Origin of the sequence: Labrys miyagiensis (assembly GCF_030160835.1) — a bacterium.
In the GTDB taxonomy this organism is placed as follows: Bacteria; Pseudomonadota; Alphaproteobacteria; order Rhizobiales; family Labraceae; genus Labrys; species Labrys miyagiensis.
This window is the reverse complement of sequence record NZ_BSPC01000024.1, coordinates 54,616-80,918: the sequence shown is the minus strand read 5'-3', so window position 1 is coordinate 80,918 and position 26,303 is coordinate 54,616. Positions and strand designations below refer to the sequence as shown.

The 26,303-nt window shown below is 64.0% G+C and carries 24 protein-coding genes; 13 read left to right on the top strand and 11 right to left on the bottom strand.

Features of this window, described 5'->3' with window-relative positions:
* Nucleotides 1-3: 3 nt before the first annotated feature.
* The 9 genes from QQL24_RS13620 to QQL24_RS13580 form a co-directional block, all read right to left on the bottom strand.
* Nucleotides 4-1,068, bottom strand: a complete 1,065-nt coding sequence (locus tag QQL24_RS13620) for an FUSC family protein (protein WP_284312699.1) — start codon at nt 1,066-1,068, stop codon at nt 4-6.
* A gap of 421 nt (nt 1,069-1,489) precedes the next feature.
* Nucleotides 1,490-2,575: an ABC transporter ATP-binding protein gene (locus tag QQL24_RS13615; protein ID WP_284312697.1), complete on the bottom strand. Its 1,086-nt coding sequence runs from the start codon at nt 2,573-2,575 to the stop codon at nt 1,490-1,492.
* 30 nt (nt 2,576-2,605) lie between these two features.
* A complete protein-coding gene (locus QQL24_RS13610) occupies nt 2,606-3,763 on the bottom strand; it encodes an exo-alpha-sialidase (RefSeq protein WP_284312696.1) in 1,158 nt (385 codons plus the stop codon).
* An 11-nt stretch (nt 3,764-3,774) separates the two neighbouring features.
* Nucleotides 3,775-4,995, bottom strand: a complete 1,221-nt coding sequence (locus QQL24_RS13605) for a sialidase family protein (RefSeq protein WP_284312695.1) — start codon at nt 4,993-4,995, stop codon at nt 3,775-3,777.
* 55 nt (nt 4,996-5,050) lie between these two features.
* Entirely contained in the window at nt 5,051-6,517 is a 1,467-nt protein-coding gene (locus QQL24_RS13600) for an aldehyde dehydrogenase family protein (RefSeq protein WP_284312694.1), read from the bottom strand.
* Nucleotides 6,514-7,389, bottom strand: a complete 876-nt coding sequence (locus QQL24_RS13595; protein WP_284312693.1) for a carbohydrate ABC transporter permease — start codon at nt 7,387-7,389, stop codon at nt 6,514-6,516. Before QQL24_RS13595 ends, QQL24_RS13600 begins: the two co-directional genes overlap by 4 nt.
* Nucleotides 7,389-8,306, bottom strand: a complete 918-nt coding sequence (locus tag QQL24_RS13590; protein WP_284312692.1) for a carbohydrate ABC transporter permease — start codon at nt 8,304-8,306, stop codon at nt 7,389-7,391. Before QQL24_RS13590 ends, QQL24_RS13595 begins: the two co-directional genes overlap by 1 nt.
* A 90-nt stretch (nt 8,307-8,396) precedes the next feature.
* Nucleotides 8,397-9,758, bottom strand: coding sequence for an extracellular solute-binding protein (locus QQL24_RS13585; protein WP_284312691.1), 1,362 nt, complete (start codon nt 9,756-9,758; stop codon nt 8,397-8,399).
* A 440-nt stretch (nt 9,759-10,198) separates the two neighbouring features.
* Nucleotides 10,199-11,260: a GlxA family transcriptional regulator gene (locus QQL24_RS13580; RefSeq protein ID WP_284312690.1), complete on the bottom strand. Its 1,062-nt coding sequence runs from the start codon at nt 11,258-11,260 to the stop codon at nt 10,199-10,201.
* 275 nt (nt 11,261-11,535) lie between these two features.
* Between QQL24_RS13580 and QQL24_RS13575 the strand changes: the two genes are divergently transcribed.
* The 8 genes from QQL24_RS13575 to QQL24_RS13540 all read left to right on the top strand — a co-directional run bounded on the left by QQL24_RS13575 (nt 11,536) and on the right by QQL24_RS13540 (nt 19,343).
* Complete coding sequence (locus QQL24_RS13575; RefSeq protein ID WP_284312689.1) at nt 11,536-12,498, top strand: dihydrodipicolinate synthase family protein; 963 nt, start codon at nt 11,536-11,538, stop codon at nt 12,496-12,498.
* A 6-nt stretch (nt 12,499-12,504) separates the two neighbouring features.
* The gene (locus QQL24_RS13570; RefSeq protein ID WP_284312687.1) at nt 12,505-12,804 is read left to right on the top strand and encodes a UxaA family hydrolase; all 300 of its coding nucleotides are present in this window, start codon (nt 12,505-12,507) and stop codon (nt 12,802-12,804) included.
* Nucleotides 12,797-14,023, top strand: coding sequence for a UxaA family hydrolase (locus QQL24_RS13565; protein ID WP_284312686.1), 1,227 nt, complete (start codon nt 12,797-12,799; stop codon nt 14,021-14,023). Before QQL24_RS13570 ends, QQL24_RS13565 begins: the two co-directional genes overlap by 8 nt.
* Nucleotides 14,024-14,061: 38 nt before the next feature.
* On the top strand, nt 14,062-15,078 hold the full coding sequence (locus QQL24_RS13560) for an ABC transporter substrate-binding protein (protein ID WP_284312685.1): 1,017 nt from the start codon (nt 14,062-14,064) through the stop codon (nt 15,076-15,078).
* Nucleotides 15,079-15,165: 87 nt separating this feature from the next.
* Nucleotides 15,166-15,933 (top strand): ABC transporter ATP-binding protein, encoded by a 768-nt coding sequence (locus QQL24_RS13555; RefSeq protein ID WP_284312684.1) that lies wholly within the window; start codon nt 15,166-15,168, stop codon nt 15,931-15,933.
* Nucleotides 15,920-16,741 carry an ABC transporter permease gene (locus QQL24_RS13550; RefSeq protein WP_284312683.1) on the top strand — a complete coding sequence of 274 codons (822 nt, stop codon included), beginning with the start codon at nt 15,920-15,922 and terminating at the stop codon, nt 16,739-16,741. The genes QQL24_RS13555 and QQL24_RS13550 overlap by 14 nt, the downstream gene beginning before the upstream one ends.
* A gap of 26 nt (nt 16,742-16,767) precedes the next feature.
* Nucleotides 16,768-17,847, top strand: a complete 1,080-nt coding sequence (locus tag QQL24_RS13545; protein ID WP_284312681.1) for an Ldh family oxidoreductase — start codon at nt 16,768-16,770, stop codon at nt 17,845-17,847.
* Nucleotides 17,844-19,343, top strand: coding sequence for an aldehyde dehydrogenase (locus tag QQL24_RS13540; RefSeq protein WP_284312680.1), 1,500 nt, complete (start codon nt 17,844-17,846; stop codon nt 19,341-19,343). Before QQL24_RS13545 ends, QQL24_RS13540 begins: the two co-directional genes overlap by 4 nt.
* 111 nt (nt 19,344-19,454) lie before the next feature.
* On the opposite strand, the gene QQL24_RS13535 is transcribed toward QQL24_RS13540, so the two are convergent.
* Both QQL24_RS13535 and QQL24_RS13530 read right to left on the bottom strand, forming a co-directional pair.
* Nucleotides 19,455-20,345: an FHA domain-containing protein gene (locus QQL24_RS13535; RefSeq protein ID WP_284312679.1), complete on the bottom strand. Its 891-nt coding sequence runs from the start codon at nt 20,343-20,345 to the stop codon at nt 19,455-19,457.
* Between the two features lie 102 nt (nt 20,346-20,447).
* Nucleotides 20,448-20,723: an arginase family protein gene (locus QQL24_RS13530; RefSeq protein ID WP_284312678.1), complete on the bottom strand. Its 276-nt coding sequence runs from the start codon at nt 20,721-20,723 to the stop codon at nt 20,448-20,450.
* Between the two features lie 259 nt (nt 20,724-20,982).
* Here QQL24_RS13530 and QQL24_RS13525 point away from each other — a divergent pair, with 259 nt between their 5' ends.
* The 5 genes from QQL24_RS13525 (at nt 20,983) to QQL24_RS13505 (ending at nt 26,193) form a co-directional block, all read left to right on the top strand.
* Nucleotides 20,983-21,468: a hypothetical protein gene (locus QQL24_RS13525; protein ID WP_284312677.1), complete on the top strand. Its 486-nt coding sequence runs from the start codon at nt 20,983-20,985 to the stop codon at nt 21,466-21,468.
* Nucleotides 21,465-22,070 (top strand): L,D-transpeptidase, encoded by a 606-nt coding sequence (locus QQL24_RS13520; protein WP_284312675.1) that lies wholly within the window; start codon nt 21,465-21,467, stop codon nt 22,068-22,070. The genes QQL24_RS13525 and QQL24_RS13520 overlap by 4 nt, the downstream gene beginning before the upstream one ends.
* 284 nt (nt 22,071-22,354) lie before the next feature.
* Entirely contained in the window at nt 22,355-23,371 is a 1,017-nt protein-coding gene (locus tag QQL24_RS13515) for an amino acid ABC transporter substrate-binding protein (protein ID WP_284312674.1), read from the top strand.
* 466 nt (nt 23,372-23,837) lie between these two features.
* Nucleotides 23,838-24,851, top strand: a complete 1,014-nt coding sequence (locus QQL24_RS13510) for a LacI family DNA-binding transcriptional regulator (RefSeq protein ID WP_284312673.1) — start codon at nt 23,838-23,840, stop codon at nt 24,849-24,851.
* A 22-nt stretch (nt 24,852-24,873) separates the two neighbouring features.
* Nucleotides 24,874-26,193 carry an ABC transporter substrate-binding protein gene (locus tag QQL24_RS13505; protein ID WP_284312672.1) on the top strand — a complete coding sequence of 440 codons (1,320 nt, stop codon included), beginning with the start codon at nt 24,874-24,876 and terminating at the stop codon, nt 26,191-26,193.
* The last annotated feature ends 110 nt before the right edge of the window (nt 26,194-26,303 follow it).

Genomic DNA, 26,303 nt, shown 5'->3' with positions numbered 1-26,303 from the left:
TCTTCACGGATCGGCAGGCGATTTTCGGTGCCTCGAAAACAGGGGTCGCAACAGGACCGCGGCGGCCATGCCCAGCGTGCCCCCGACGACCGTCTCCCAGGTGCGGGCGGCAAGCTCGTAGAAGGAGTGTTCGCCTGAGACGGCCAGCGTCACGATCAGGGCGAAGGCATAGGCCCCGCAGGCGATATCATAGCGCTCCGGAAAGGCCATGGCGTAGATGATCATGGCAATGGCCGCGACAGCCCAGACGAGGAGCGGCGCATTGATGGCCAGCGGCAGGAAGGCGATGGCAAGCGGCACGCCGACCATGGTTCCAAGAATGCGGCTGCGTATCCGGGCAAGCGTCGTCACCGTCGAATTGGTGATGACGAAGGTGCAGGCGCATATGGCCCAGGACGATTTCTCGAGGCCGAATTCGCCATTCAGGGCCACGATCACCAGCGCGGCAGCTGCGGCCTGAAGACCCATGATGAACTCGATAGGCAGCCAGTCGTCGAAGTCGGTCGAAACCGGCGTCGTCACCGCCAGGATCGGATGTTCGGCCGGCCCGCTCAGAAGGCGCGGCACGACAGCGGCGACCATCGCGATCACGGTGGCAATAACCACCACGTCGACATCATCCAGGCGCAGTCCGGCGTTGTAGGCCAGGAGCTGGCCGATGAAGATCTGCGAGCCGATGCCGGCGCTGAAGGGCGTGAAGCGCTTGAAATAGCCCACGCAGAAGGCCCCGCTGACCAGCGGCAGTTCGAGCCCCGCCGCCCCGACGACATTGAGCAGGCGGACGAGCACCACATAGCTCAGGGCGCCAAGGCCGGCACTGCCGCAAAAAAGCACAAGGTCCCGCGAACTCTGCCAGCGGTTGGCACGATTTTCCGAAACGCTCGCCCAGAGCGCAAAGCTCCCGGCGATCACGCTCAGCGTGACATTATGCCCGGCATGCTGTGCGATCTGCGGCATCAGGCCGAGCATGGCCGCGATGCCATAGGCCGTGACGAGCCTCAGGCCCCGGATGCGGCGATGCGTTCCCGGATCGAGCCTTTCCAGCCAGTCGAGGACCACCATTCCCATGCGCGCCTCAGGCAAGACGTCAGACTTGGAAAGCCAGTATTATGATCGTTAAGAGACGTCGCCTCTACATGCAAGACCCGCTCTGGAACCCAACATCGGCACGACTCTACAGAAAAGGCCACCGCGGAGGAGAAATTTCCTTAACCTTCAAAGCTTAGATCACAACACCAAATTGACGGCAAAGCGCCACGACTTCGAACGCTTGCAGCAACGAAGGCCGCGAATTCAGGAAATGTCAGGCCGCTATCGTGACAGCCCGAGACAGGAAAGGCTTGACCATGCTCGCATCCACCCTGGTGACCGCTGTCTTTCTCGCCATCCTCGTCGACCTGCTGGGGGCGACGTGAACAAGATGCTCTCCGCCATTGCGAGCGAAGCAATGATGGAATGGGCTGCGCTTGCGACACCCGAAGGCAGAACATCATGACAACCTCTGCCCCTCCGTCGTAAAGACATGGCATCTCTCGCGCGGGATGCCGAGCATGAGAGTGCCCTGCGGCGCCTGGGTGCCCGGGCAGCGTATGGTCAGGCGGCCCGCCTCATGACTGGGTGCGTGGAGATACATGGCGCCGCCGATATATTCGCTGAACTCGACCCGGACGGGCAGGCGTGCCGCGCCGCCCTCGCCGATGAGCAATTCGTCGGGCCTGATGCCGATTTCGATGCCATCGCCAACGGCCAGCGAGCCCCTTTCCAGCAACGGCAGGGTCAAGTGAGCGGGATCGATGCCGGGAATGGCGATCTCGACCGCATCCGGCGGCAAGGCCGTGACGCGCCCGGTCAGGAAATTCATGCGGGGTGAGCCGATGAAATTGGCGACGAAGCGGTTCACCGGCCGCTCATAGAGCTCGGCGGGCGAACCCACCTGCTCGATCTGGCCGTCATGCAGCACGACGATGCGGTCGGCGAGCGTCATCGCCTCGACCTGGTCGTGGGTGACATAGATCATGCTGGTGTTGAGCCGGCGATGCAGTTCCGCGAGTTCGAAGCGCATTTCCACGCGCAGTTCCGCGTCGAGATTGGAGAGCGGCTCGTCGAACAGGAACAACGAAGGCGCGCGCACGATGGCGCGTCCGATCGCCACGCGCTGGCGCTGGCCGCCCGAGAGTTCGCGGGGGCGGCGGGCGAGCAGGGGGGTGATCTGCAAGGTCTCGGCCGCCTTGGCGACCTGCGTCGCGCGTGCCGCCTTGGGCACCCCGGCCATCCTGAGCGCAAAGCCCATATTATCGGCCACCGACATATGCGGATAAAGCGCATAGGATTGGAACACCATCGCAAGCTTGCGCCCGGCCGGCGGCACGCCACGCATATCGCGGCCGTCGAAATGGATGGTGCCCTCGCTCGGCACCTCCAGCCCACAGATCAGCCGCAGCAAGGTGGACTTGCCGCAGCCCGAGGGGCCGACGAAGACCGTGAAGGCGCCGTCGGGCATGGCGAGGTCGATGCCGCGAATGGCTTCGAAGGTACCGAACCGCTTGACCACGCCGGCCAGTTCAACATGCGACATGAGGGCCACCCTGGGGAAAGCTTGCTGGAGTCATGAGAGCCTCGCCGTCAGGCTGTGAATACCGGTCACGCCCTCGCGATCCCTGGCGTAGAATACGACCATGAGATTGCCATCCGAGCGCCTGACAACTGTTGGGTAACCGAGATCTTTAGTCGGCAAATCACCCACGAGTGTCATCGGCCCTGCCCCCCAGCTCAGGCCCTGGTCGCGGGAGAGATGCAGCATGATGCCGAAGGGCGGCGAGCGCTGCCCGCTGACGCAGGCGATTTCGCCGCCGGGCAGAGCGATCAGCTGCGCGGGATAGCTGCCTATGCCCGTCGGCACCGGCTTCGACCAGCTCAGGCCGCCATCGTCGGAAGCCACGGCATGCAGGATGCGGCTGATATTGTCGCGCAGCAGCATCAGCATGCGCCCGGAGGGCAGCAGCAACGGCGCCGGCTCCTCGAATTCGTGCCCCTGCCCCGCAGCTACGAGCATCGGGGCGCCCCAGCTATCGCCGCCATCGCGCGAGCGCACCGTGAAGACCGCCCGGTAATGCGGCACGTCCGAGAGCGGCAGCAGGATATCGCCATCGGGCAGCTCCAGCGCGCCGCGCAAGCCGTAGCCGCCGCTGAAGGGCAGTGTATCGATATGGGAGGTGGTGATGAAGGTCCGCCCGCCATCGTCGGACAGATGCACCACCGTCTCGCCGCCCCCGCGCGCCCAGGGGAAACTCTGTTCAGCGAAACTCTGTTCGGCAGAGAGCCCGCCGGCGGTGAAGCTGTCGAGCTCGGGTGAAGCAGCGAGATGGCGCATCAAGGTTCCCGGCAAGGTGAGATCGGCGCGGCCCAAGGTGCGGGCGAGCGGCAAGGGCAGCCATTCGAAGCGCCATTGGTTGAGCAGGACGCGGCCGTTGCGCAGCACCGTCAGCCCCGCGCATTCGACGCCGCTCCAGTCATAGGCCGGCACCACGGCGGGCGCGCTCCAGCTCCGGCCCTCATCCTCCGAGCGCATCAGCACATTGCGGAACTCCGGATCCTGCGGCGGGTGCAGCGTCAGCATCCGCCTCGGCGCCCGGTTGAACACCAGAAGGAAGGCGCCGTCGGTGGCGACGGCGAGATGCGGATGGGCGCAATAGGCATGAGGGTCCCGGTGGAGCACCCTGCGCTCCACCACCTCGACCCCGATATCAGCCACATCCGTCCGCATCGTGTCCGCCTTCAGACCCGGAAGCGCGTGCAGCGCACATATTGCAGCGGCTTCGGGTCGTCATTCCATTCATGATAGGAGCAGACCACAGTGCCGTCGGCGACCTGCGCCACGCTCGGATAGCCGATATGCTGGTAGATGCCCGGGTGGTGCCAGTTCACGCCGCCGCCGGCGATCTTGCCCGATTCCGGCGTCATGCGGCTGGAGCCGGGCGTATCGGTGACGGTCTTGCCCGGCACGCCGCCTTCGCGGATGACAAACTCGTTCTTCACGTCCCAGGTGACGCCGTCTTCCGAGATGAGGCCGCGCACGCCATAGGGCGGCCGGCGATAGCCGTAGACCATGAGGTAGCGGCCGTCCTGCAATGCGATCAGCTCGGCCGGATAACCCCAGATATTGGTCCATTTCGGCGGCGTCCAGGAGAAGCCGTCATCCTCCGAGATGGTCATCACCATATTCTTGGCATCGCTGCTCGGCTGGGTGTGGGTGCGCATGAAGCAGACGAGGCGCCCGTCCTTGAGGCGCAGCAGCGCCGGCTCCTCATAATCGATGATGCTGGCGGGATCATAGGCGAGCGTCGAGAAATATTCCCAATTGTCGCCGCCATCGTCCGAGCGCATCAGGGCCGAGCGCGTGGTCTCGCCCTCGCCCTCCTCCTCATAGCCATGGATGCGGCCATAGAGGCCCATCAGCAGCGAGCCGTTCGGCAACTGCCAGGAGCCGAGACGGCAGCCGCCATGCTTGAGCGGACGGACATTCACGGGGATCGGCCTGGTCCAGGTGGCGCCCTTGTCGGTGGACTTGATCACATAGGTGCCGAGCCAGCCCTGCAGCTTGTAGGTCCAGGTCCAGTCGCCCCATTCCGGCGTGATCGGATGGGAGGACCAGGAGGGCTGCTCCGGGCGCACGCCGCGCTTGAAGAAGCCGGTGATGGTGAGGTTGACCAGCAGCGTCCCGTCTTCCAGCTCGCAGATGCCGCAGTCCCAATTGCCCTCGGTGGCGCTCCAGGGCAGCACGACATGCGGCTCGCTCCAGGTCTTGCCGCCATCGGTGGAGCGGGTCATCAGTGTCTGGCCGCTGTCATGGTGGAAGGGGAAGCGCTCTTCGTTGAAGACCGCCAGCAGGTCGCCATTCCTAAGCGTCCGCATGGCAATCTGGTTCACGCAATGCTCGGGGTGGCGAAAGATATCGTGATGCTCGATCTGGCTGATGCCGCCCACAATCTGGTCCATGACTTCTGTCTCGCGTTTCCTGTTGGAGGTTTGGGATGGCTGAATGGCACCCGGCCTAGAGGCGGATGCCGACATTCTTGATCTGCACATAGTTCATGATGCCGGGCAGCCCGCGCTCGCGGCCGACGCCGCTGTCCTTGATGCCGCCGGTCGGGGCCTGCTGGCCGCCGATGAACCAGCCATTGATCCACACGGACCCGGCTTCGATATCCTGGGCGAGACGCAAGGCGCGGCCGATGTCCTGGGTGTAGAGGCCGGCGACGAGGCCGTAGCCGAGGCCGTTGGCGAGCGCCTTCGCCTGCTCTTCCGTCTCGAAGGAGAGCGCCACCGCCACCGGGCCGAAAATCTCCTCGCGCGCCACCACATGGGAGGGCTCGACGCGGTCGATGATAGTCGGCTCGACGAAATAGCCGCGGTCGAGATCCCGTGGCCGGCCGCCGCCAAGCCGCAGCCGCGCGCCCTCGCTCAGCCCCTTTTCGAGATAGGCGTTGACGCGCTGATACTGCTCGGCCGAGACCACGGGACCGAGGTCGCGATCGGCGAGGCCGGGACCCACCGTCAGCCCCTTCGCCGCGTGGGCCAGCCGCTCCAGGAACGCGTCATGGATCGCGCGGTGCAGGATCAGGCGCGAGGAGGACGAGCAGACCTGGCCGGAATTGCCGAAGGCGCCATCGAGGATGTCGACGACGGCGCGGTCGAGATCGGCGTCCTCGAACAGGATCACCGGGTTCTTGCCGCCGAGTTCGAGCACTGCCGGCTTCAGCCCGCGCGCCGCGCCTTGATAGACCAGCCGCCCGGTCTCGACCGAGCCGGTGAAGGTGATGCCGCGGATATCGGGATGGGCGACGAGGGCCGCGCCGGCCTCCTCGCCATAGCCGGTGACGACATTCACCACGCCCTTGGGAAGGCCGACCTCGCGGCAGCATTGCGCGAATAGCAGGGCGCTGAGCGGCGACTGCTCAGCCGGCTTGATCACCATCGTGCAGCCGGCGGCGAGCGCCGGCGCGACCGAGCGGGCGAGCATGCCGAGCGGATAGTTCCAGGGCACGATATGGGCGGTGACGCCGGCCGGCTCCAGCAAGGTGAAGTCGATCACCGAACGGCCGAGCGGAATGGTGGCGCCTTCAAGCTTGTCGGCGGCGCCGGCATTGTAGCGCAAGGTGGCGACGACGCCGTCGACATCGCCGCGCGATTCCCTGAGCGGCTTGCCGACATCCAGCGTTTCGACCCGGGCGATCTCGTCCTTGCGGGCCGCGATGGCATCGGCGAGCTCGAACAGCATCCGTCCACGCTGGGCCGGCGTGAGGTCGAGCCAATCGCCCTTGGTCGCGCGTTTGGCGGCGGCGACGGCCCGGTCGACATCGGCGGCACCACCGCGGGCGGCCTGGCCGAGCTCTCCTTCGGTGCTGGGATCCACGGTGGCGAAGGTCTCGCCGGAGGCAGCCGCCGCGAAGGCGTCGTCGATGAACAGAGAGCACGGCAGATCGAGGCCGAGCGCGGCATCTCGGGATTGGACGGTCACTGCTTGATACTTCCTTGCGAAATGCCCTGAATGAAGTAGCGCTGCAGAAAGAAGAACAGCAGCAGGCTGGGAACGCTGAGGATGGTCACCGCCGCCATGGCAACGGAGAAACCTTCGAGCTGGGTGTGCGTGCCGACCACCGGCGTGAAGGCGGCGATACCGACAGGCAGGGTCTTCATCGATTCATCGAAGGTCACCAGCAGTGGCCAGAGGAAGTTGTTCCAGTTCAGGGTGAACAGGATCACGGTGGCGGCGATCGCTGGCGCACGGGCGAGCGGTAGGGCGATCAGGAAGAACAGGCGCAGCGGCCCGGCGCCGTCGACCCGCGCCGCCTCCTCGATCTCGCGCGGGAAGGAGAGGAAGAACTGGCGGAAGATGTAGACGCTGAAGACATTGCCGATGGTCGGCAGGATCAGCGCCTGGTAGCTTGAGGCCCAGCCGAGTTTGATGAAGCCGAGCAGCATGGGAACGATGGAAACCTCGGTCGGGATCATCAGCGAGGCCAGGAAGAGCGCGAACAGGGCGTCGCGCCCAGGGAATTTGAGCCGTGCCAGCGCATAGCCGGCCATTGCCCCGAACAGCACCGAGAGCGCGGTGGACGTCACGGCCTGGATCAGGCTGTTGAGCCCCCAGCGCACCACGGGATAGCTGAAGACCTTGACATAATTATCGAAAGTGACGCGGCGCGGAAGCCATTCGATCTCCTGCGTCATCACGTCGGCCGGGTATTTCAGCGAAGTCGAGACCATCCAGATGAAAGGCGCGAACCAGGCCACCGCCACGATCATGCCCAGCACCCAGATGGGCAGGTCGACCGCCGTCATCCGCCGCTCGTCGAGCCAGTTCCGCATGCTTCTCGGCATGACGCTCATCAGGCCCGCTCCGAGAGAAGGAAACGCTGCAGGAAGGTCAGCACCAGGATGCCGATGAAGAGTAGGATGGCGATGGCCGAGGCATAGCCGAACAGGTTGCGCACGATCGCGGTCTGGTAGACGTAGTAGATCGGCGACTGCGACGAGGTGCCCGGGCCGCCATTGGTCATGACATAGACCTGGCTGAAAATGCGCAGCGTCGAGATCAGCTGCAGCGTCACCACCATCGACAGCACCGGACGCAGATGCGGCAGGATGATGAAGCGCAACCGGTTCCAGCGCCCGGCGCCGTCGACCATGGCAGCCTCGGTGAGATCGGACGGAATGTCCTGCAGCGCCGCGAGGAAGAGCACGAAGGCCAGGCCGAGATCCCACCAGACCGAGGCGATGCTGACGCCCACCAGCGACCATCGCGTCGAGGTGAGCCAGGGCACGCCCTCGATGCCGAAGAAGCCGAGATAGTGGTTGAGCAGGCCGTATTGGGTGTCGAGCAGCCACACCCAGACGAGGCCGATCACCGTGGCCGAGACGACATTGGGCGCGAAGAACAGCGCACGTGCCAGACCCGAAAGCGGATAGCCCCGGTTGACGAACAGGGCGAAGACAAGGCCGAGCGCCGTTACGCTCGGCACGATCAGCAGGCCGTAAAGCAGCGCGTTCTCGAAGCCGACCCAGACCCATTTATCGTGGAAGGCCTGCGTATAGTTGTCGAAGCCGATCCAGCGCGGGCTGCCGACGATACTCCAGCGGGTGAAGCCGACATAGATGCCGAAGAACACCGGCAGGATGTTGAACAGGAAGAAGGGGATGGTGAAGAAGGCCACGAAGAGGTAGCCGACCGCATCGATGCGCCTGTCGTCATCCGCTTTGGGGGCCCGGCGGGCTGGCTGCTTGTCGATGAGGGTTGCGGTACTCATGGCCTACATCCAGACGGCAGTTCCAAGGTCCGGCAACCAGTTGCCGGACCACGCTTGTCGATGTCACGATTAATGCGCGCACGTTAGGGCTCAGCCCTCGTCGAGGCCGCGCTGCCACTGGTCCTGGATCTGCGACATGGCTTGGTCGATGGTGGTCTGGCCGGCCCAGACGCCGTCGAGCGTCTTTGCCAGGAAGTTGCCGCCCGAATAGATAGTGAAATCGGGGCCGGCGACGACCGGTATCTCGCCTTCGGTCGCGAAATCCATGCCCTCGACGAAGGGACCGCGCACGTTCCAGGGCGCGCCTGCCGTCTTGTAGTCGGGACGGGACAGGATGGATTTGCGCGGTGAGGCGCCCCGGCCGACCGTGGTCCACAGGAAACTGTTGTCCGACAGCCATTTGACGGCCTGCATGGTCGCCTCGTAACGGCCCTTGTCGGGCTGGACGTAGAGTTCGAGACCGCCCTCCTCGCGATAGGTGCGCAGCGTGCCACCCACATTGGGGAAGAACGAGGTCTGGAAGTTCAGCTTCTGGCCGAGATAGCCATTGAGCGTCCACGGCCCCGTCCAGAAAATGCCGCCCTGCCCGGTACCGAAGGCCTTGTAGCGGTCGGTGACGTCGCGGGTGGAGACCCTGTGCTTGTCGAAAAGGTCGAGCACCCATTGCATGGCGGCCTTGCCGGCATCGGGATTGACGCAGGCCGTCTTGAGATCGTCGCTGGCGCGGCGGAAGCCCAATTGGGCGGCGATGATGCCCCAGGTCACAGTCGTCTGCACGCCGGAACCCGTCATCATGATGCCGGAGCGCGTGACCTTGTCGCCCTCGCGCTTGGTCATCGCCATGGCCCAGTCGAGCAGGCTCTTGGCATCTTTCGGCGGCTTGGAGGGGTCGAGGCCTGCTTCCTTGGCGATGTCGAGATTGATCTCGGGCTGCAGGCTCATCAGGTCCATCGGGACCATGAAGAGCTTGTTGTCATATTTGGGATAGCGCGCGGCCGTCAGCGAGGATTCGGAGAAATCGGACAGGTCGAGGCCGGCCTGCTTGGCGAGGTCGTCGAGCGCAACGGTGACCTCGTCGCGTGCCATGGCAGCGCCCTTGCCGGCTGTGCCCCAGCCGAAGTCCGGCGCCTTGCCGGTGGCGGCGGCGGCCAGGACCTTGGTGACATATTGCTCCTCGGGCACGACTTCCATACGGATCTTGACGCCCTTGTCCTTGTGGGCGTCGTTGAAACTGTCGATCATCTTGGCCCAGACCTCGCCGTCGGAGGCGGCGAGCCAGCTCCAATGCACGATCTCGACCGGATCGGCGGCGATGGCGGGGCGTGCGGCAAGGAAGGGCGTGCTGGCGACGAAGGCCGCCGCGCCGGCCCCGACCAGGAATTCGCGCCGGCTGGCCCCAAGCAGGGGCAGGCCCGCCAGGGCGGTGCCAGCCAAGTCTGTTTTGATCTTCATCTCTATCCCTCTCCGGCTCGAGCTGATGCTCGCTCTTTCTCGTGGACCTCGCGAAGTTTTGATCTTGTTCATCGCAGAGGGTTGGCTTTGAGGCACGACTGGACGCAAGGCAATGTCAGGTTTTCGAAGCAGCCTTAGACTTGATGACGACAAAATTCGAACGTTCGCAGAAACACCGTTTCTGCGTGGCTATCGGTTTCATTCTCTTTCTAGTCGCGACGGGCGTGAGTAACTCTACGGACTATTTGCCGCTCACAACCCCAGGCTGGATGCTATAGTGAACCAGTTTGCCACGCAGAGTTGACCAAAATAGTCTCACTGTTTGCTTTTATGGACAGCGCAGGGCGCTATCATCATGGGATCGTCATTTATTTGGGGGCGAGAGGACGCGAGCGGCGAGCTTCATTCTCAGCCGCTTCATCTCGCCCGACTGGCATGGATTACTGCGCCTCGCCCGTTGGCGGCGTGATCGAGAGGCGCCGCACCTCGGGCCGGTAGGTCTGGCTCTGGCCCCGGCGCAGCGTGTCGCGGAAGGCCCGCGGCGACATGCCGAACTGGGCGAGGAAGGCCCGCGCGAACACCGACGGGTAGGAAAAGCCGCAGGCCGTCGCCACGTCCTTGATGCTGAACTCCTCATAGAACAGCATGTTGCGCGAGGCCTGCAGGCGGATGCGCAGATAGAGCCGCATCGGCGTCTCCTCGAAGCTGCGCTGACATTCGCGCAGCACCGTCTTGTGCGACACGTCCAGGCGGTGGGCGATCTCCTGCAGCGAGAGCGGGAAGTCGAGATGACGCTCCATCAGTGCGAGGATGCGGTCCGACAAAGTCAGCTTGGCGAGCTTGGGGCGATCGTCGAGCCGCTGCGGCGCGCTGGCCGGCCGCGGCGTATGCACCAGGGCGTTGGCGACTTCATTGGCCAAGGTCGGCGATTTCAGCCGGCCGATGATATCGAGCATCATGTCGAGCGTGGCGACACCACCGGCGCAGGTGATGCGCTGGTTCTCGATGAGATAGATCTGGCCGTTGACGCCGACCTGCGGAAAACGCTCCTTGAAGGAGGGCACGGCCTCCCAGTGCAGCACCACCTGGCGGTCGTCGACGAGGCCGGCCTGCGCCAGCGCGAAGGAGCCGGTATCGACGGCGCCGATGGTGGCGCCGAACCGCGCCACGCCGCGCAACTGGTTGAGAAGCCTCGGCGAATTGCGCTGCACAGGCAAATTGCCCTCGAAGACGAGGTAGTAATCGGCATGCGGCATGGTCTGCAGGCTGTCGTCGGCCGACATCCACATGCCGTTGCTGGCCCGCACCGGCGCGCCGTCCTCCGAGACGAAGCGCCAGCGAAAGAGTTCCCGGCCGCTGTTCTGGTTGGCGATACGCAGCGCCTCACTCGCCAGGATGAGGGCGTTCAGCGGAAATTCCGGCTGCATGATCAGGTTGAAGGCCGGCGCCGGCGTATCCGCCCCGCTTGTGCCATGCGCCACCTGCGCACCGCTAACAGCCATGGCTCACCGTCCCTAAAACATCACGCGAATGCGCGATTGTCTAAAAATGTCCATTCACTGTCCAGGAAAGTCAACTCTTTCGGCTCAATCGTGTGAACTATGATGGCAAGCTATCGTTCAGACGACATAGCGGCCGCCGGCTCGGCGGTCGCCACGAGCAGCCAACGGACATCGAAGCGACTGCGAACACGGCGGGACTTCCCGCCGCGAACCTTGGCGCTTTGCCAGGTGCCGACGCTTCAAGATGCCGACGCTTCAAGGGAAAGAGAACGGCCGTGCAGACCGACGTTTTGAAGAAGAAGCTCGAAGGTTGCTACGTGACGGTTCCGACGCCGTTCCGCGACGTGGAAGGCTTTCCGATCGACGAGGATGCCCTGCGCACCTATGTGCGCTTCCTCATCGATGGCGGGCTGACGGCCGACAATGCGGTATTCCTGGCCGGCGGCGCCGCGGGCGATTTCTCGACCATGACCTTCGAGGAGCGCGTGCGCGTGGCGGAGGTGGTGGTCGAGGAGGTGGCCGGGCGCGTGCCTGTCGCCATGGGAGCGCAGACCACGTCCACGCTCGAGCTCGTCCGCCTCGCCAAGGCGGCCCAGCGCATCGGCGCCGATTTCATCCAGGTTTCCTGCCCGTTCTACTTTAGCCACACCGAAGGCGATTTCGAAGAATTCGTGCGCGAGGCCGCCGAGGCCGCCCCCGATATCGGCATCATCATCTATAATACGTTCTGGACCACCACGAACATCTCCTTCGCCATGGTCGAACGTCTTGCCGAGATTCCCAATGTCGTGGGCCTGAAATGGGCGACGCCGCGCACCGACGCCATGGAGTTCGAGAGCGTCACCGCTCGCTTCTCCAAGCGCTTTACCATCATCGACAACAATCTCTTCTTCGCCTTCAGCCCGATGCCGGCCCTGGGCGCACGCGCCTTCGAAGTGCATCTGTGCAATTTCTGGCCGCAATGGGGGCTGAAGCTGGTCCGTGAGATCGGCGCGGGCAACTATGCGGAAGTGGCGCGCATGCTCGTGGAAGAAGCCATGCCCTTCTACAAGCTCTGGGTCGAGATCGAACGCGATTTCACCAGCGGCGACGGCTATCTCGACAAATTATGCATGGAGCTGGTCGGCCTGCCCTCCAGCCGCTGCCGCCCGCCGACACGCGATGCGCGCCAGCGCTACCGGGCCCCGACGCTCGCGATGATGCGCGCCATCGGCACGCCGAACCTGGTCGAGGCCTGATGATTCATGGCTGAAGCTGCCGCCAACATGGTGATCCTTGCGCCGAGCGACAATGTCGGTATCGCGCTACGGGATATCGCGGCCGGCAGCCTCGCTTGCACCATCGCCGGCATGGCGCTCAAGGCCGGGGAGGCCATTCCGCAGGGTCACAAGATCGCCCTCGCCGACATCGCCGAGGGCGCGCTGATCCTGCGTTTCGGCGTGCCGGTGGCGGTGACCAGGGCCGATATTCCGAAGGGACGGCTGGTGCATGTCCACAATGTCGCCAGCCGCTACCTCAACAATGACGAGGACCACTATGAATAGCCTCGCTCATGCTTTCGAGAACGCCGGCGCCATGCGCGGCTATCTGCGCCAGGACGGGCGCAAGGGCATCCGCAACTATCTCGTCGTCGCCTATCTGGTCGAATGCGCCCACCATGTCGCCCGTAGGATCGCCGCGCCCTATGAGGATGACGGCGTGCAGCTCATCGGTTTTCCCGGCTGCTATCCCAGCGACTATGCCCATCGCGTGATGACGGATCTGTGCACCCACCCCAATGTGGGCGCGGTGCTGCTTGTCTCGCTCGGCTGCGAGGAGTTCCAGCGCCGCAAGCTGAAGGCGGCGATCGAGGCCTCCGGCCGGCCGGTCGAGCTCTTCACCATCCAGGGCTCGGGCGGCACTGCCGGCACCACGCAACTCGGCCGCGCCTGGGTGGAGGCGCAGCTTGCCGCCCTCAAGGCCGCCGCCACCGTGCCCTTCGGCTTCGAGGATCTCGTCATCGGCACCAAATGTGGCGGTTCGGACGGGCTCAGCGGCGTCACCATCAACCCGGCCGTCGGCCATGCCGTCGACCTGCTGGTCGATGCCGGCGCCGCCGTGATGTTCGAGGAAACCTGCGAGCTGATCGGCTGCGAGGAGCATATGGCCGGGCGCGCCGTCACCCCCGATCTCGGCGAGGCCCTGCGCGAGGCGGTGCGCAAGGCCGACCGCTACTACAGCGATCTCGGCCATGGCAGCTTCGGTGGCGGCAACATCAAATACGGCCTGTCGACGCTGGAGGAAAAATCCCTCGGCGCCTATGCCAAGAGCGGCTCGCGCCCGATCAGCGGCATGATCAAGCCCGGCGTCCGGCCGCCCCACGGCGGGCTCTATCTGATGGACACCGTCAATGACGGGCCGGTGCGCTACGGCATTCCCAACATCAACGACACGCAGACCATCACCGAGATGGTGGCGAGCGGCTGCCACCTGATCGTCTTCACCACCGGCGCGGGCTCGGTGGTGGGGCAGGCCCTGGCGCCGGTGATCAAGGGCGTATCCAACAGCCGCGTCTTCCAGCGCATGGAGGGCGACATGGACGTCAATGGCGGCACCATCGCCGATGGCCTGGAGACGGTGGAGGATGTCGGCCGCCATGTCGTCGAAGCCGTTGTAACCGCCGCCTCCGGCACGCCCACCAAGTCCGAGGCGCTCGGGCACCAGGAATTCGTACTCGCCTACAAGATCTATGAACCGCTCGGCCCCGGCTGCCTGCCGGTGTGAGAAAAAAGAGACTGCTATCCAGACCAGAGGGGATCGTCATGACCGGATTGCGACTTTGGACGAAGCGTACCGCCATCGCGTTGCTGGCGGTAACGGGGATAGCCGGCGCCAGTGCGGCGCGGGCTGAGGACGCGGTGCGCCTGCGCCTCAACTGGATGTGGTACGGCTCGCACGCCGCCTTCGCGCTCGGCAAGGACAAGGGCTTCTTCAAGGATGCGGGCATCGACCTCGACATCCGCTCCGGCAATGGCTCGGGCTCGGCGCACCGCCTGGTTGCCAATGGCGACAGCACCTTCTCCTATGGTTCCTGCGCCAGCATGGTGAACCTCGCAGCCAAGGGCGCGCCGCTGATCTCGGTGGCGGTGATCGACGCCATGGGCACCGACGCCATCATCGTGCGCCCCGATGCAGGGGTCAGCAAGATCACCGACCTCAAGGGCAAGAAGATCCTCACCACCGCCAATGCCGGCGTGAACACCTTCTTCCCGCTGGTGCTCAAGAATGCCGGTCTGTCGGATAGCGATATCGGCGTCACCAATGTGCCCGACGGCGCCATCGTGTCGAGCTATCTGCAGGGTGCGGGCGGCACGGTCGGCATTCTCGGCGGCCTCGACGACAAGCCGGCCGAGATTCTCGCCAACGGCGGCAAGCCGCCAGTGACCTTCGCCTATTCGGACTTCGGCGTGAACCAGATCGGCTACTGCATCGTCGCCACCAAGAAACTGGTCGCCGATAATCCGGACCTGGTGAAGCGTTTCGTCGGCGCGACCATCAAGTCCTACAAGGCGGCAGAGGCCAATCCGCAGGCGGCCGTCGACGCCATGGCCGATATCGTCGGCGGCAGCATGGCCGAGGATGCCGGCAAACAGCAGGCCCTCGCGGTGCAGGCGGTGACCCTCGGCATCCTCTATTCCAAGGCCAACAAGGACAAGGTGCTCGGGCTCAACGTTCCCGCCGACTGGAACGACATGCTCGACCTCATGAAGAAATATAACGGCCTCGAGACCAACAACCCGGCCAGTGCCTTCTACACCAATGATTTCCTGCCGAAATAAGCGGGCTGTCCCTGCCCCGGGTGCCTGCGCGGTGCCTGGGGCGCTTTTAATTCTATAAGGCCCGACAGAACGGACCCATCCAGCGCCATGGCAGCGACGATCGAACTGCGTTCCCTTGCCAAGACCTTCGGCTCCGGCCCGCAGGCGGTGCATGCCTTCGGCCCGGCGGATCTCACCATCCCCTCCGGCGGCTTCGTCTCGCTGCTCGGCCCGTCCGGCTGCGGCAAGTCCACCCTGATGCTGATGATCGCCGGCCTGCTCGATGCCTCGCGCGGCGAGATCCTGGTCGACGGCAAGCGCGTCGCCGGGCCGCAGACCGATATCGGCATCATGTTCCAGGACAACACGCTGGTGCCCTGGCGCACGGTGGAGGGCAATGTCGCGCTGCAACTCGAAATGCGCGGCCTCAGTCCGGGCGCCCATGCCGGCCGCATCAGCGAATTGCTGCGCTCCGTTCGCCTCGAAGGCTTTGCCGGGCGCTATCCGCACGAACTCTCCGGCGGCATGCAGCAGCGCGCCGCCTTCTGCCAGGCGCTGGTGCACGATCCCGACACACTGCTCTTGGACGAACCGCTCGGCAAGCTCGACGCCATGACGCGCGAGGGTATCCGCACCGACCTGCAGGCGCTGTGGATGAAGCGCAGGCCCACAGTGGTGTTCGTCACCCATTCGATCGAGGAGGCGGTGCAGCTTTCCTCCACCGTCTGCGTGATCACCCCGCGCCCGGGCCGCATCGAATGCGCCATCGACATCGACCTGCCCTGGCCGCGCGATCTCGACGTCAAGAGCACGCCTGAATTCACCGGCCATGTCCATCGCATCCAGGGGATTTTCCGTGACTATGGCGTCATCTGAAAAGCCCGCCGAAACCGGCCGCCTCCCGGCCCTCCTGCTGCGCCTCGCGGCCTCGCTGCAGCGCTCCTGGCCGTTTCTGGCCTTCTTCGTCGGGCTGTTCCTGTGCTGGCAATGGTCGGTCGATCTCTTCAGCATCCCGGCCTATATCCTGCCCAAGCCCTCGGAGATCGTCGCCAAGGGCTGGGCCGATATTCCCCGCCTCTCCAACTATTTCCTGATCACGGGCCTGGAAAGCTTCCTCGGCTATTTCCTCGCCATCGCCGTCGGCCTGCCGATGGGGCTCGCCATCGCCTTCTCGCCGATGCTGCGGCGGACGATCTATCCCTTCTTCGTCAGCCTCGAAATGGTGCCGAAGATCGCCTTCGCGCCGCTGTTCATCTCCTGGCTCGGCTTCGGCCTGCTGCCCAAGGTGATCATCGTGGTGCTGGTCTGCTTCTTCCCGGTGGCGCTCAACGCCATCCACGCGTTCGGCTCGCTGAGCGACGAGCTGACGCGCTTTTGCCGCTCCACGGGCGCAGGTCCCTGGCGGACCTTCTGGAAGGTGCGCCTGCCGGCGGCGCTGCCGCAATGCTTCGTCGGCTTCAAATATGCGGCCGTCAACGCCACCGTGGGCGCCACCATCGCCGAGTTCATCGGCAGCGACCAGGGCCTCGGCTTCTACATCCAGATCGTCACCGGCAATATGCGGCCGGACCTCGCCTTTGCCGGCATCTTCTTCCTCACCGTGCTCGGCCTCCTGCTGTTCGGCATGGTGACGCTGGCCGAACGCCTGCTCATCCCCTGGCACATCTCCGTGCGCCGGCATTGAACCCACCGCTCCCGGGAGACGAAGCCATGGAACCGCGCTACCGCTATGAAGACCTGAAGCAGCTTGCCGCTACGGCGCTGGAGGCGGCGGGCCTCGGCGAGAAGCCGGCCGAGGCGGTGGCGCAGGGCCTCATCGAGGCCGATCTCCTCGGCCATACCACCCATGGCCTGGCGCTGCTGGCCGACTATGTCGAGGAACTCGACAACGGCACCATGGAGAAGAAGGGCCTGCCCGCCATCGTCGTCGACCACGCCGCCATCGCCACCTGGGACGCCAGGCGCCTGCCCGGCGTGTGGACGACCATGCTCGCGGTGGAGGAGGCCGCGAGACGCGCCGAGCGCTTCGGCATCGGTGCCGTCGCCGTCCGCCGCAGCCACCACATCGCCTGCCTCGCCGCCTTCCTCGAAGAGCCGGCGCGCAAGGGGCAGATGGTGCTGGTACTCTCGTCCGACCCCAGCGATTCCCATGTTGCGCCCTTCGGCGGCCTGACGCCCGTCATGACTCCCAATCCCATTGCGGCGGGTATACCCACGGACGGCGACCCCATCCTCATCGATGTCTCCACCTCCATCACGACGGCCGCCCTGTGCGGACGCACGCGCGCGGCCGGCGGACGATTGCCGGGCGCCTGGGTGATGGACGAGCATGGCATCGCCACTGATGATCCCACCGTCATGAAGCAAGGCGGCTCGATCCTGCCCGTGGGCGGCCTCGACCACGGCCACAAGGGCTACGGCCTCTCCTTGATGGTCGAAGCGCTTACCCAGGGCCTCGGCGCCTATGGCCGCGCCGACAAGCCGACCGAATGGGGTGCCAGCGTGCTGGTGCTGGCCTTCGCGCCCGATCTCTTCGGCGGCCTCGATGGCTTCACCCGCCAGACCGGCTGGCTCGCCGATGCCTGCCGGGCCGCGCGCGTCCCCGCCGGCAAGCCGCGCGTGCGCCTGCCCGGTGAGGCCGCCCTCGGCCGCAAGCGCGAGGCGCTGGCGAAGGGCGTGCGGCTCCACCCCGGCATTGCCGGCGACCTCGAACGCCTTGCCACCCGCTTCGGCCTCGCCATGCCGACCGCCATCCCCGAATCCGAACCAGCTCCGGAGCCCGCCCGATGACCTCACCCTCTTCCGCCGCCGATTATCGCGTGATTGCCGGCCGCCTCGCCTTCCCTTCGAAGGCCTATATCGATGGCGGCTGGCATGAGGCCGCCTCGGGCAAGGTGTTCGAGAACATCAACCCGGCCACCGGCGCTGTCCTCGGCACGGTCGCCCATGGCGATGCCGCGGATGTCGACAAGGCGGTGGCCGCCGCGCGCCGCTCTTTCGAGGATGGCGCCTGGTCGCGCGCCGCACCCGAGGAGCGCAAGGCCGTGCTGCTGCGCCTCGCCGATCTCGTACGCGCCCATGCGGTGGAATTGGCGGTGATGGAGAGCCTCGACAGCGGCAAGACCATCAAGGACTGCCTCAACGAAATCGGCCATGAGGTGCCGACCTTCTTCCAATGGTATGCCGAGCTCGCCGACAAAAGCTTCGGCAAGGTGGCGCCCACCGGCGAGAAGACGGTGGCGATGATCGTCAAGGAACCGGTGGGTGTCGTCGGCCTGGTGCTGCCCTGGAACTTCCCGCTGCTGATGGCCGCCTGGAAACTGGCGCCGGCCCTCGCCGCCGGCTGCTCCGCTGTCCTGAAGCCCGCCGAGCAGACCCCGCTCACCGCGCTCCGCCTTGCCGAACTCGCCACCGAGGCCGGACTGCCCGCCGGCGTGCTCAATGTCGTGCCCGGCTTCGGCGAGACCGCTGGCCAGGCGATCGGCCGGCACAACGATATCGATGTCGTCTCCTTCACCGGCTCGACGGAAGTCGGCGCCTACTTCCTCAAATATGCCAGCGAGAGCAATCTCAAGCCGGTAGGCCTCGAAATGGGCGGCAAGAGCCCCTTCATCGTGCTCGAGGATGCCGATATCGACGATGCCCTGATCGCCAGCGCCATCAACGCCGCCTTCTGGAACGGCGGCCAGAACTGCTCGGCCAATATGCGCCAGATCATCGACCTCAAGGTGAAGGACACCTTCCTCCACCGCGTGCTGGAAAAGACCAGGGCGCTGGTGGTCGGCGATCCGCTCGATCCGGGAACGGATCTCGGCTCGATGGTCAGTGCCGAGCATCAGAGCCGCGTGCTCTCCTATATCGAGGCCGGCAAGAGCGAGGGCGCGCGCCTGCTGGCCGGCGGCGGCGCCAGCGCGGGCCTGCCCGGCTGCTTCGTCGATCCCACCGTGTTCGACGGCGTCACGCCGGCGATGCGGGTGGCGCGCGAGGAGATCTTCGGCCCGGTGCTCGGCGTCATCGGCGCCAACGGCGTCGACGAGGCGCTGAAGATCGCCCGCGACACCGATTACGGCCTGCACGCCACCATCTTCACCCGCGACATCGACAAGGCCTTCCACCTCGCCAAGCGCCTGCCCTGCGGCACGGTGGCGGTGAACGGCTTCACCGAGGGCAACGTCACCACCCCCTTCGGGGGCTACAAGCGCTCGGGCTCCCTCGCCCGCGACAACGGCACCGAAGCCGTGGAGCAATATCTGCAGACCAAGACGATCTGGGTCTCGCTGCGGTAATCAGCTTGGAGCGGCATGTATTTTCCCGGAATCGCCGGGATCCCCAAATCGATCGAGACGATTCAAGATGGCCGCGGAGGCTGGAGGTCACGGTGGACGAGGCCGGCCCGGTCAGCCCGAGATAATTTCGTAGTGAAGGATCTGGGCGTCGCTGAGGGATGAGCGCAGTCCAGGCGAGATGACGCCGGAGCCGACGAGGAGAACGTCTTCGCGGCGCACGAATACTTCATGGTCGGATCCCGTCGACAAGAATGTGCCCGACGAGCTTCGCTCGGCAAGCCGGGCCCTGCCGTTCGAAATGGTGAAGGTCGCGTGATGCCTTGAGACCCAGGGCCGCTGGATGACGATATCGCATTCCGGGGATCGGCCGATGGTCACGAATTCGTTCTGACGGCAGGATCGCAACTGATCTCCATAGCGGATGACCAGATTGATGTGCTGCGGCGGGGCGGAGCGCCTATTGATAATGGTCGTCCCACTGACGATCTGCGTGCTGAGGGCACCATCATCGCTCCACAGGGTATAGACGTCGAAGGGCTCCTGCTTCCCCTTGAAGGCCATCTTGTCGAGGAGCCGCAAGGCACTGCGGCTCCCCGCGGGAAGAGCTTCGAAGAGGCTCTGGCTGATCAGCGCTTCCCCGGGGTTGGCCGTGGTGGACAACCTTGCGGTGACATTGATGACGTCGCCGAATACCTCGCCCCGCGTGCGAATGACCGCTCCGAAATGCAATCCGATCCGGACGCTCAACGACCCTTTCGTCAGCCGGCCCATGATTTGGCAGACGGCCGTCAGCGCCCCCTCGGGCCTCTCGAACAGGCTGAGCACGTCATCGCCCTTCGAGTGAATGAAATCACCGCCGTTCCGGGCGGCGATCTCGCGCATCGCGTTCAGGCAATCCGAGATCTGCTGCAGAGCGGCTTTGTCGCCAATGCGCTCATAGAGCGGCGTGCTGCCCACGACATCGGCCAAGAGGACTGCGGCTAGAACTCTTTCTTGATCCATCAACGCGCATCCGCCCCGAGAACGCAACGTGCATAACATACCAAAATTGCGCTTAACTTATCTACCTGGAGTCTAAAATCGGACAAACGGCTTGCCGTAGGTTTACGAGGCAATCGCCCCCAGGACGACGACCTTGTCCGGCGCTTCCTTTCCAAGGATTTGTTCTGCGCGGTCGAGCTGCTGCAGCAGGGCGCCGCGGGCGACAATGCCGTCCTCCCGCATGAGCTTGGAGCCGTCGGGTTCCGCCACCTCGACTGTCGCCACCAGGCCATTCGCTGCCGGTGCCAGCCATGCCAGCAATTGGGCGCCGAAGTGATAGGCTTCAAGATTTCCGCCCTGCCACTGTGGTATGTGCAGGCGTAATGTTTTCCCGCTCAAATCTTCCTCCTGCCGAACCTAGAATGAACCACAGCCTCAATAAGTTATGGCAACATTTCGAGGGATGCGCGCTGCCCTGGACAACTGAACCGCTGCTATGGATCGCATGCCGCCCGTCGTCCAATTCATCAAAACCACATGGCATGGGTCCTAGCCCCTTGCCGCCGCGCCCGCATCGTCTACTATGTTGCCGTTACAAGTTTCCTCCCAATGCCAATTCGATACGGTTCACCGCCGAATGCCACAGAGGACTGGTTTCATGCGCCCACATCTGCAGAGTTTCGTTGCCGCGGTACGAGGAAAGGGCGCCGGTGGCGTGCTGCTCTGTGCCATCGCCCTGGCGGGATGCAGTACTTCAACCCCCGTGGCCACGCCGCAATTTGTCATCACCGCGGACCAGCTCGTCGGCAAATGGGGCCTGGCCTCCTATCGCGCGGAGCAGGATCGGGTCCGGACCCAGGCGCAAGCGAAGGCGGCCTGCTCCAATCCCTATGTGATCGGCAAGGGTGCGAATGGCGGCGTGATGATGCATCTTGCCGATCAGGCGACGCCACAGGAACTCTTCGTGAAGGCGGCCAGCGACGGCGCTGTCTATATCGGCCCGCAGGGACCGGCGGGCGATCCGCACGACCGGCGCGTACTGTCCTATGACCCTACGAGCTTCACGGCCCTGTGGGTCGATCCGGACGCTGCCAAACGCTACGGCACGCTGGTCTATGTCCGTTGCGGGGCGGCAAAATCATGACGTGGACAGGCAGATACATGGCGCTCGCCCTGGGCGCCGTTCTCATCGTGGGTCCGGCGGCTCTCGCCCAGCAGCAGGGGCTGGACCCCAAATATGACCTGGAGCGGCCCGGCTTCGTTCCGGACCCGACGGAAGAGCAGCTCCTGCCGGAATACCGGCCGCAGCCCGTCTATTTCCGCTCCAACGAGCCGCCCGGAACGATCGTCGTCGAGACGGAAGATCGCTTCCTCTATCTCGTTCAGGACAACAAGACGGCGATACGCTACGGCATCGGCGTCGGGCGCGAGGGCTTCCAGTGGTCGGGCCTTCTGAAGATCAGCCGCAAGCAAGAATGGCCGGACTGGCGGCCGCCGCCGGAGATGATCAAGCGCCAGCCCTATCTGCCTCGCTTCATGGCGGGCGGCCCGGGTAATCCCCTGGGCGCGCGGGCGCTCTATCTCGGCGGCACCGACTACCGCATTCATGGCACCAACCAGCCCGAGACGATCGGCTATGCCGTTTCGTCCGGCTGCATCCGCCTGGTCAATCCCGACGTCATCAACCTCTATGACAAGGTCCCGGTGGGCACGCGCGTGGTGGTTCGACAGGCTCCCAAGGTCTGAGCTTCCATAGGTGTGATGCCCGTTTGCGAGCCGTCGACGGCGTGCTGGAGCGTTTTTGCCTTCAAATCGAACCACCAAGAATCGCGAAATGCATTCGATACCAACGCGTCAATCTGGCAATCCGGTCCCGGCTGATTGCATTTTGCTCTAAAGCGTTTTGCGATTTGACGGCATCGGCAAGAATCGCAAAGACGCGTCGAAACAAAGAGTTAGAGCATTGCAGCGTTTACGCTTAAACGCGCTTTGCTCTGGTTGTCTTCAAGCTGCGAGCGAGGGGAACGAAAATGAAGCGAATGTCCATTCAGGCCGCAGCCGTGATGCTTGGCCTGGCGGCGGCGACGGCTGCGGGCGCGCAGACGCTCGACACCGTAAAGGCGCGAGGCAACCTCATCTGCGGGGTCAATGAGGGCCTGGAGGGTTTCTCGAGCAAGGACGCCTCGGGCAACTGGTCCGGCTTCGACGCGGATTTTTGCCGCGCCGTGGCTGCTGCGATCTTCGCCGACAGCAGCAAGGTGCAATTTGTGCCGCTTTCGACCAGCGACCGGTTCGACGCCCTGCACAACGGCAAGATCGATATCCTGTCCCGCAATTCGACCTGGACGCTGTCGCGGGAACTGGACTACGGCCTGAGCTTTGCGGGCACGACCTATTATGACGGCCAGGGCTTCATGGTGCCGCGGGCCAAGAACGTCAATTCGGCGCTGGAGCTCACCGGCAGCAAGGTCTGCGTGCAGAAGGATACGACCACGGTGCGCAACCAGGCCGACTATTTCGACGCCAATTCGATGAAATACGATGTTGTGCTGACGGACTCGACCCAGGACTCCATCGATCGCTACAAGAAGGGCGAATGCTCGGTCGTGACCTCGGACGTCTCGCAGCTTTACGCCGCCCGCCTGGGGCTGCCGGATGCCGGGGAGCATATCATCCTGCCCGAGGTGATCTCGAAGGAGCCGCTCGGCCCGGCTGTGCGCCAGGATGATCCGAAATGGCGCAATCTGGTTCAGTGGGTGCATTTTGCCATGCTGGACGCGGAAGAACTCGGTGTGAGCCAGTCGACGCTCGACCAGGCCAAGGCTTCGAGCCGCCCCGCCATCCGGCGGCTGCTCGGCGCGGATGGCGACATGGGCGGGAAGATGGGCCTTTCCAAGGACTGGGTGGTGAATGTCGTCAAGCTGGTCGGCAATTATGACGAGGTCTATGAACGCAATCTCGGCACGAAATCCAAGCTGGGCATCCCGCGCGGCCTGAATCAGCTCTGGAGCCTTGGCGGCATTCAATACGCCCCACCGGCCGAGTGACGATCGGACGTCCCGTCGGCGCGGGTCCAGGCACCGGCCAAGCAAGACCCGCTGCTGGTTGCCGCCGGACAATCGTCCCACGACCTCGCGAAGTGCACTGATGCGCACGCCGACCTCGGTCATGCGTGCGGATGCCTCCCGCTCCATTCTGGCCCTCTTGAGCCATTGGAAGACGGGCATGCGGAGCCTCTCGCGCGCCGTTCGGCGTTACGGCCGGCCTTGGCATCGGCGATGCCCCGGATTCGCATGACGGCACGTATCGAGCAGGCCTCTTCCACCGATCGACAATAGAGCTTTCGGCCGAAGCTCGGGCGATATCCCCGGCGGCCGAAGCAGCGGTTGATGAGCATCGCGAGCAGGCGCTCGATGTCCGCCGCTCGTTCCTGGCTTGAAAAAGCGGCACTTGACTTAAACGCAGCTCGACGGCTAATTATACGTATAAGTAATACGTATCAGAAAGCTGTCGATGATGAGCGGCCGTGCTACCCAGAAGGACGTGGCAAGACTGGCTGGCGTGTCCCAAGCGACCGTCTCCATGGTGCTCAGTGGCGGCGGTGCATCCATTCCGGCGGAAACCTGGGCGCGGATAACCAAGGCGGCAAAGGATCTGGGCTACGTTCCAAACCGCTTCGCGCAGGCACTCAAGACAAGCCGATCCATGACGATCGCGTGTATCGTGCCCGATATCACCAACCCGTTCTATCCATCGCTGATCCGCGGCATTCAATCGGTCGCGGATGGCCTCAGCTATGATGTAATCGCCGTGAATACAGACGGTTCGCCCGAACGGGAGCGCCACTTTCTCGACTGGGCACGGCAAGGGCGGGTCGACGGCGTGATCGGCGTGTTCTTCACGCTACGCGCCCAGGACTTCAGCCCCCTGATCGAGGCCGGCGTGCCTGTCGTGCGTATCGAATCGTCAAAGAAACACGGCGGCGAGATCGCCGTCGATGACATCTTTGTCGACAGTCGCGCCGCAGCTTATGCCGTAACCGAACATCTGATCACTCAGGGTCATTCGCGCATCGCCATGGTGGCCGGCCGGGGCGGTCCACAGACCACCCGCATCGAGGGGTACCGCACGGCGCTTGCCACCGCCGGCTACGAGGATCACGTCGTTGTCGACGGAGAATTCAGCGAGATCGGTGGCATGCGTGCCGCAGAAACCATCCTGGGAGGCACATTCGGACCGACCGCGATATTTGCCGCCAACGACTTGATGGCAATCGGCGTCATGCAGGCATTGCGTGAGCGCAACATCGAGATCCCTCGTGAGATGGCGGTCGTCGGCTTCGACGACATCTCGGCTGCCAGGCTGGTCACGCCGTCGCTGACCACGGTCGCGCAATTTCAATGGCAAATGGGCGAACGCGCCGCCCAGACACTGATGGATCGGTTACGCGGCGAGAAAAGCGGTCCGGGAACCGCAGTCGAAATGCCGTTCAATCTAATCCAAAGGGGCACGACGAAAGCCGTCTGAAACAAGCTGGAGGAGAAAAAATATGCAACGTCGTACAGTATTGAAAGCCGGGCTTGGTCTCACGATCCTGCCATTTATGACCCGTTTCGGGTTTGCAGCCGACCAGAAGCCGGTCGGATTTTGGTACGAGTCTGCATCGCCCGAAAATCAGGACAATCTCAAGACTATCCTGATCGACCCGTTCAACGCTGCCCATCCCGAAGACTTGCTGAGTATTGATTTCCGCGGTTCGGATCTCGACAATCAGCTGCGTATCGCCATGCTTTCAGGCACCGGCCCAGATGTCGTCTTCACGGCCGGACCGAGTTATGTGGCAGCCAAGGCCCAGGCTGGCCAGCTCCTGCCCCTTGACGACTACGCCAAGAAATACGGCTGGAATGACAATCTGCTGCCGCTCTTCCTCGACCTCGGCAAGTACGATGGCAAACTCTATGCGCTTGCCAAGACCTACGAAACGCTTGGTCTTTTCTACAACAAGACAACGTTCAAAACCAATGGCTGGAATGTACCAACCACCATCGCGGAGTTCGAAAGCCTGGCCGATGAGATGAAGGCCAAGGGGCTTATCCCGTTCGGCGCGGGCAATGCGGACTGGCGGCCAGCCAACGAGCACTATGTCTCGATCGTTCTGAATTCCATCGCTGGGCCGGACAAGGTCTATAAGGCGCTGACAGGCGCGATCCCATGGACCGACCCGGCCTTCGTGGCTGCGATCGACAAGCTGGCGCAGTGGTGGGACAAGGGCTATTTCGGCGACAACTACTTCTCGCTGACGCTGGAACAGGCCTTTGCGCAGATCGCCACCGGCCAGGCAGGCATGGCGCCGACAGGCACCTGGAACTTCACTGAGATTCCCAACTATTTCCCGCAGAACAATGCCGAGCCGGGCTTTGTCGGCTTTCCAAGCGCCAGCGGTGATCCGGTCTACGCGCTCGGCATTGGTTCGACGCTCTCGATCAACGCGAAGTCAGACAACGCCGATGGTGCCGCGGCGGTCCTGGATTACATCTTCAAGGACGATTTCTACAGCAAGATGAATTCGGTCTGGCAAGGCGAATGGAACCTGCCGCTCAACGATCTCTCCGGAGTAAAGCTCTCCGACAAGGTGTCGCCGCTTTACATCGAGGTCATGAACACGCTGTCCAAAGCTGTCAAGGCCGGCAATTACGGTTACACGACCTGGACTTTCCTGCCGCCCGCAACCGACACCTATCTGGTCAGCGGCATGGAGGAGGTCTGGCTCAAGAAGACCACCTCGGCTGATTTCCTCAAGAAGCTGGACCAAACCTTCAAGACCGAAAAGGACGCCGGGAAGGCGCCGGCTGTCCCAGCTCGCGTCTAAAGCGTTTTGCGATTTGCCGGACTCGGCAAGAATCACAAAGGCGCGTCGAAACAAAGAGTTAGAGCAAATTAGGGTTTACGCTTGAACGAGCTTTGCTCGAGGTTGCAGAA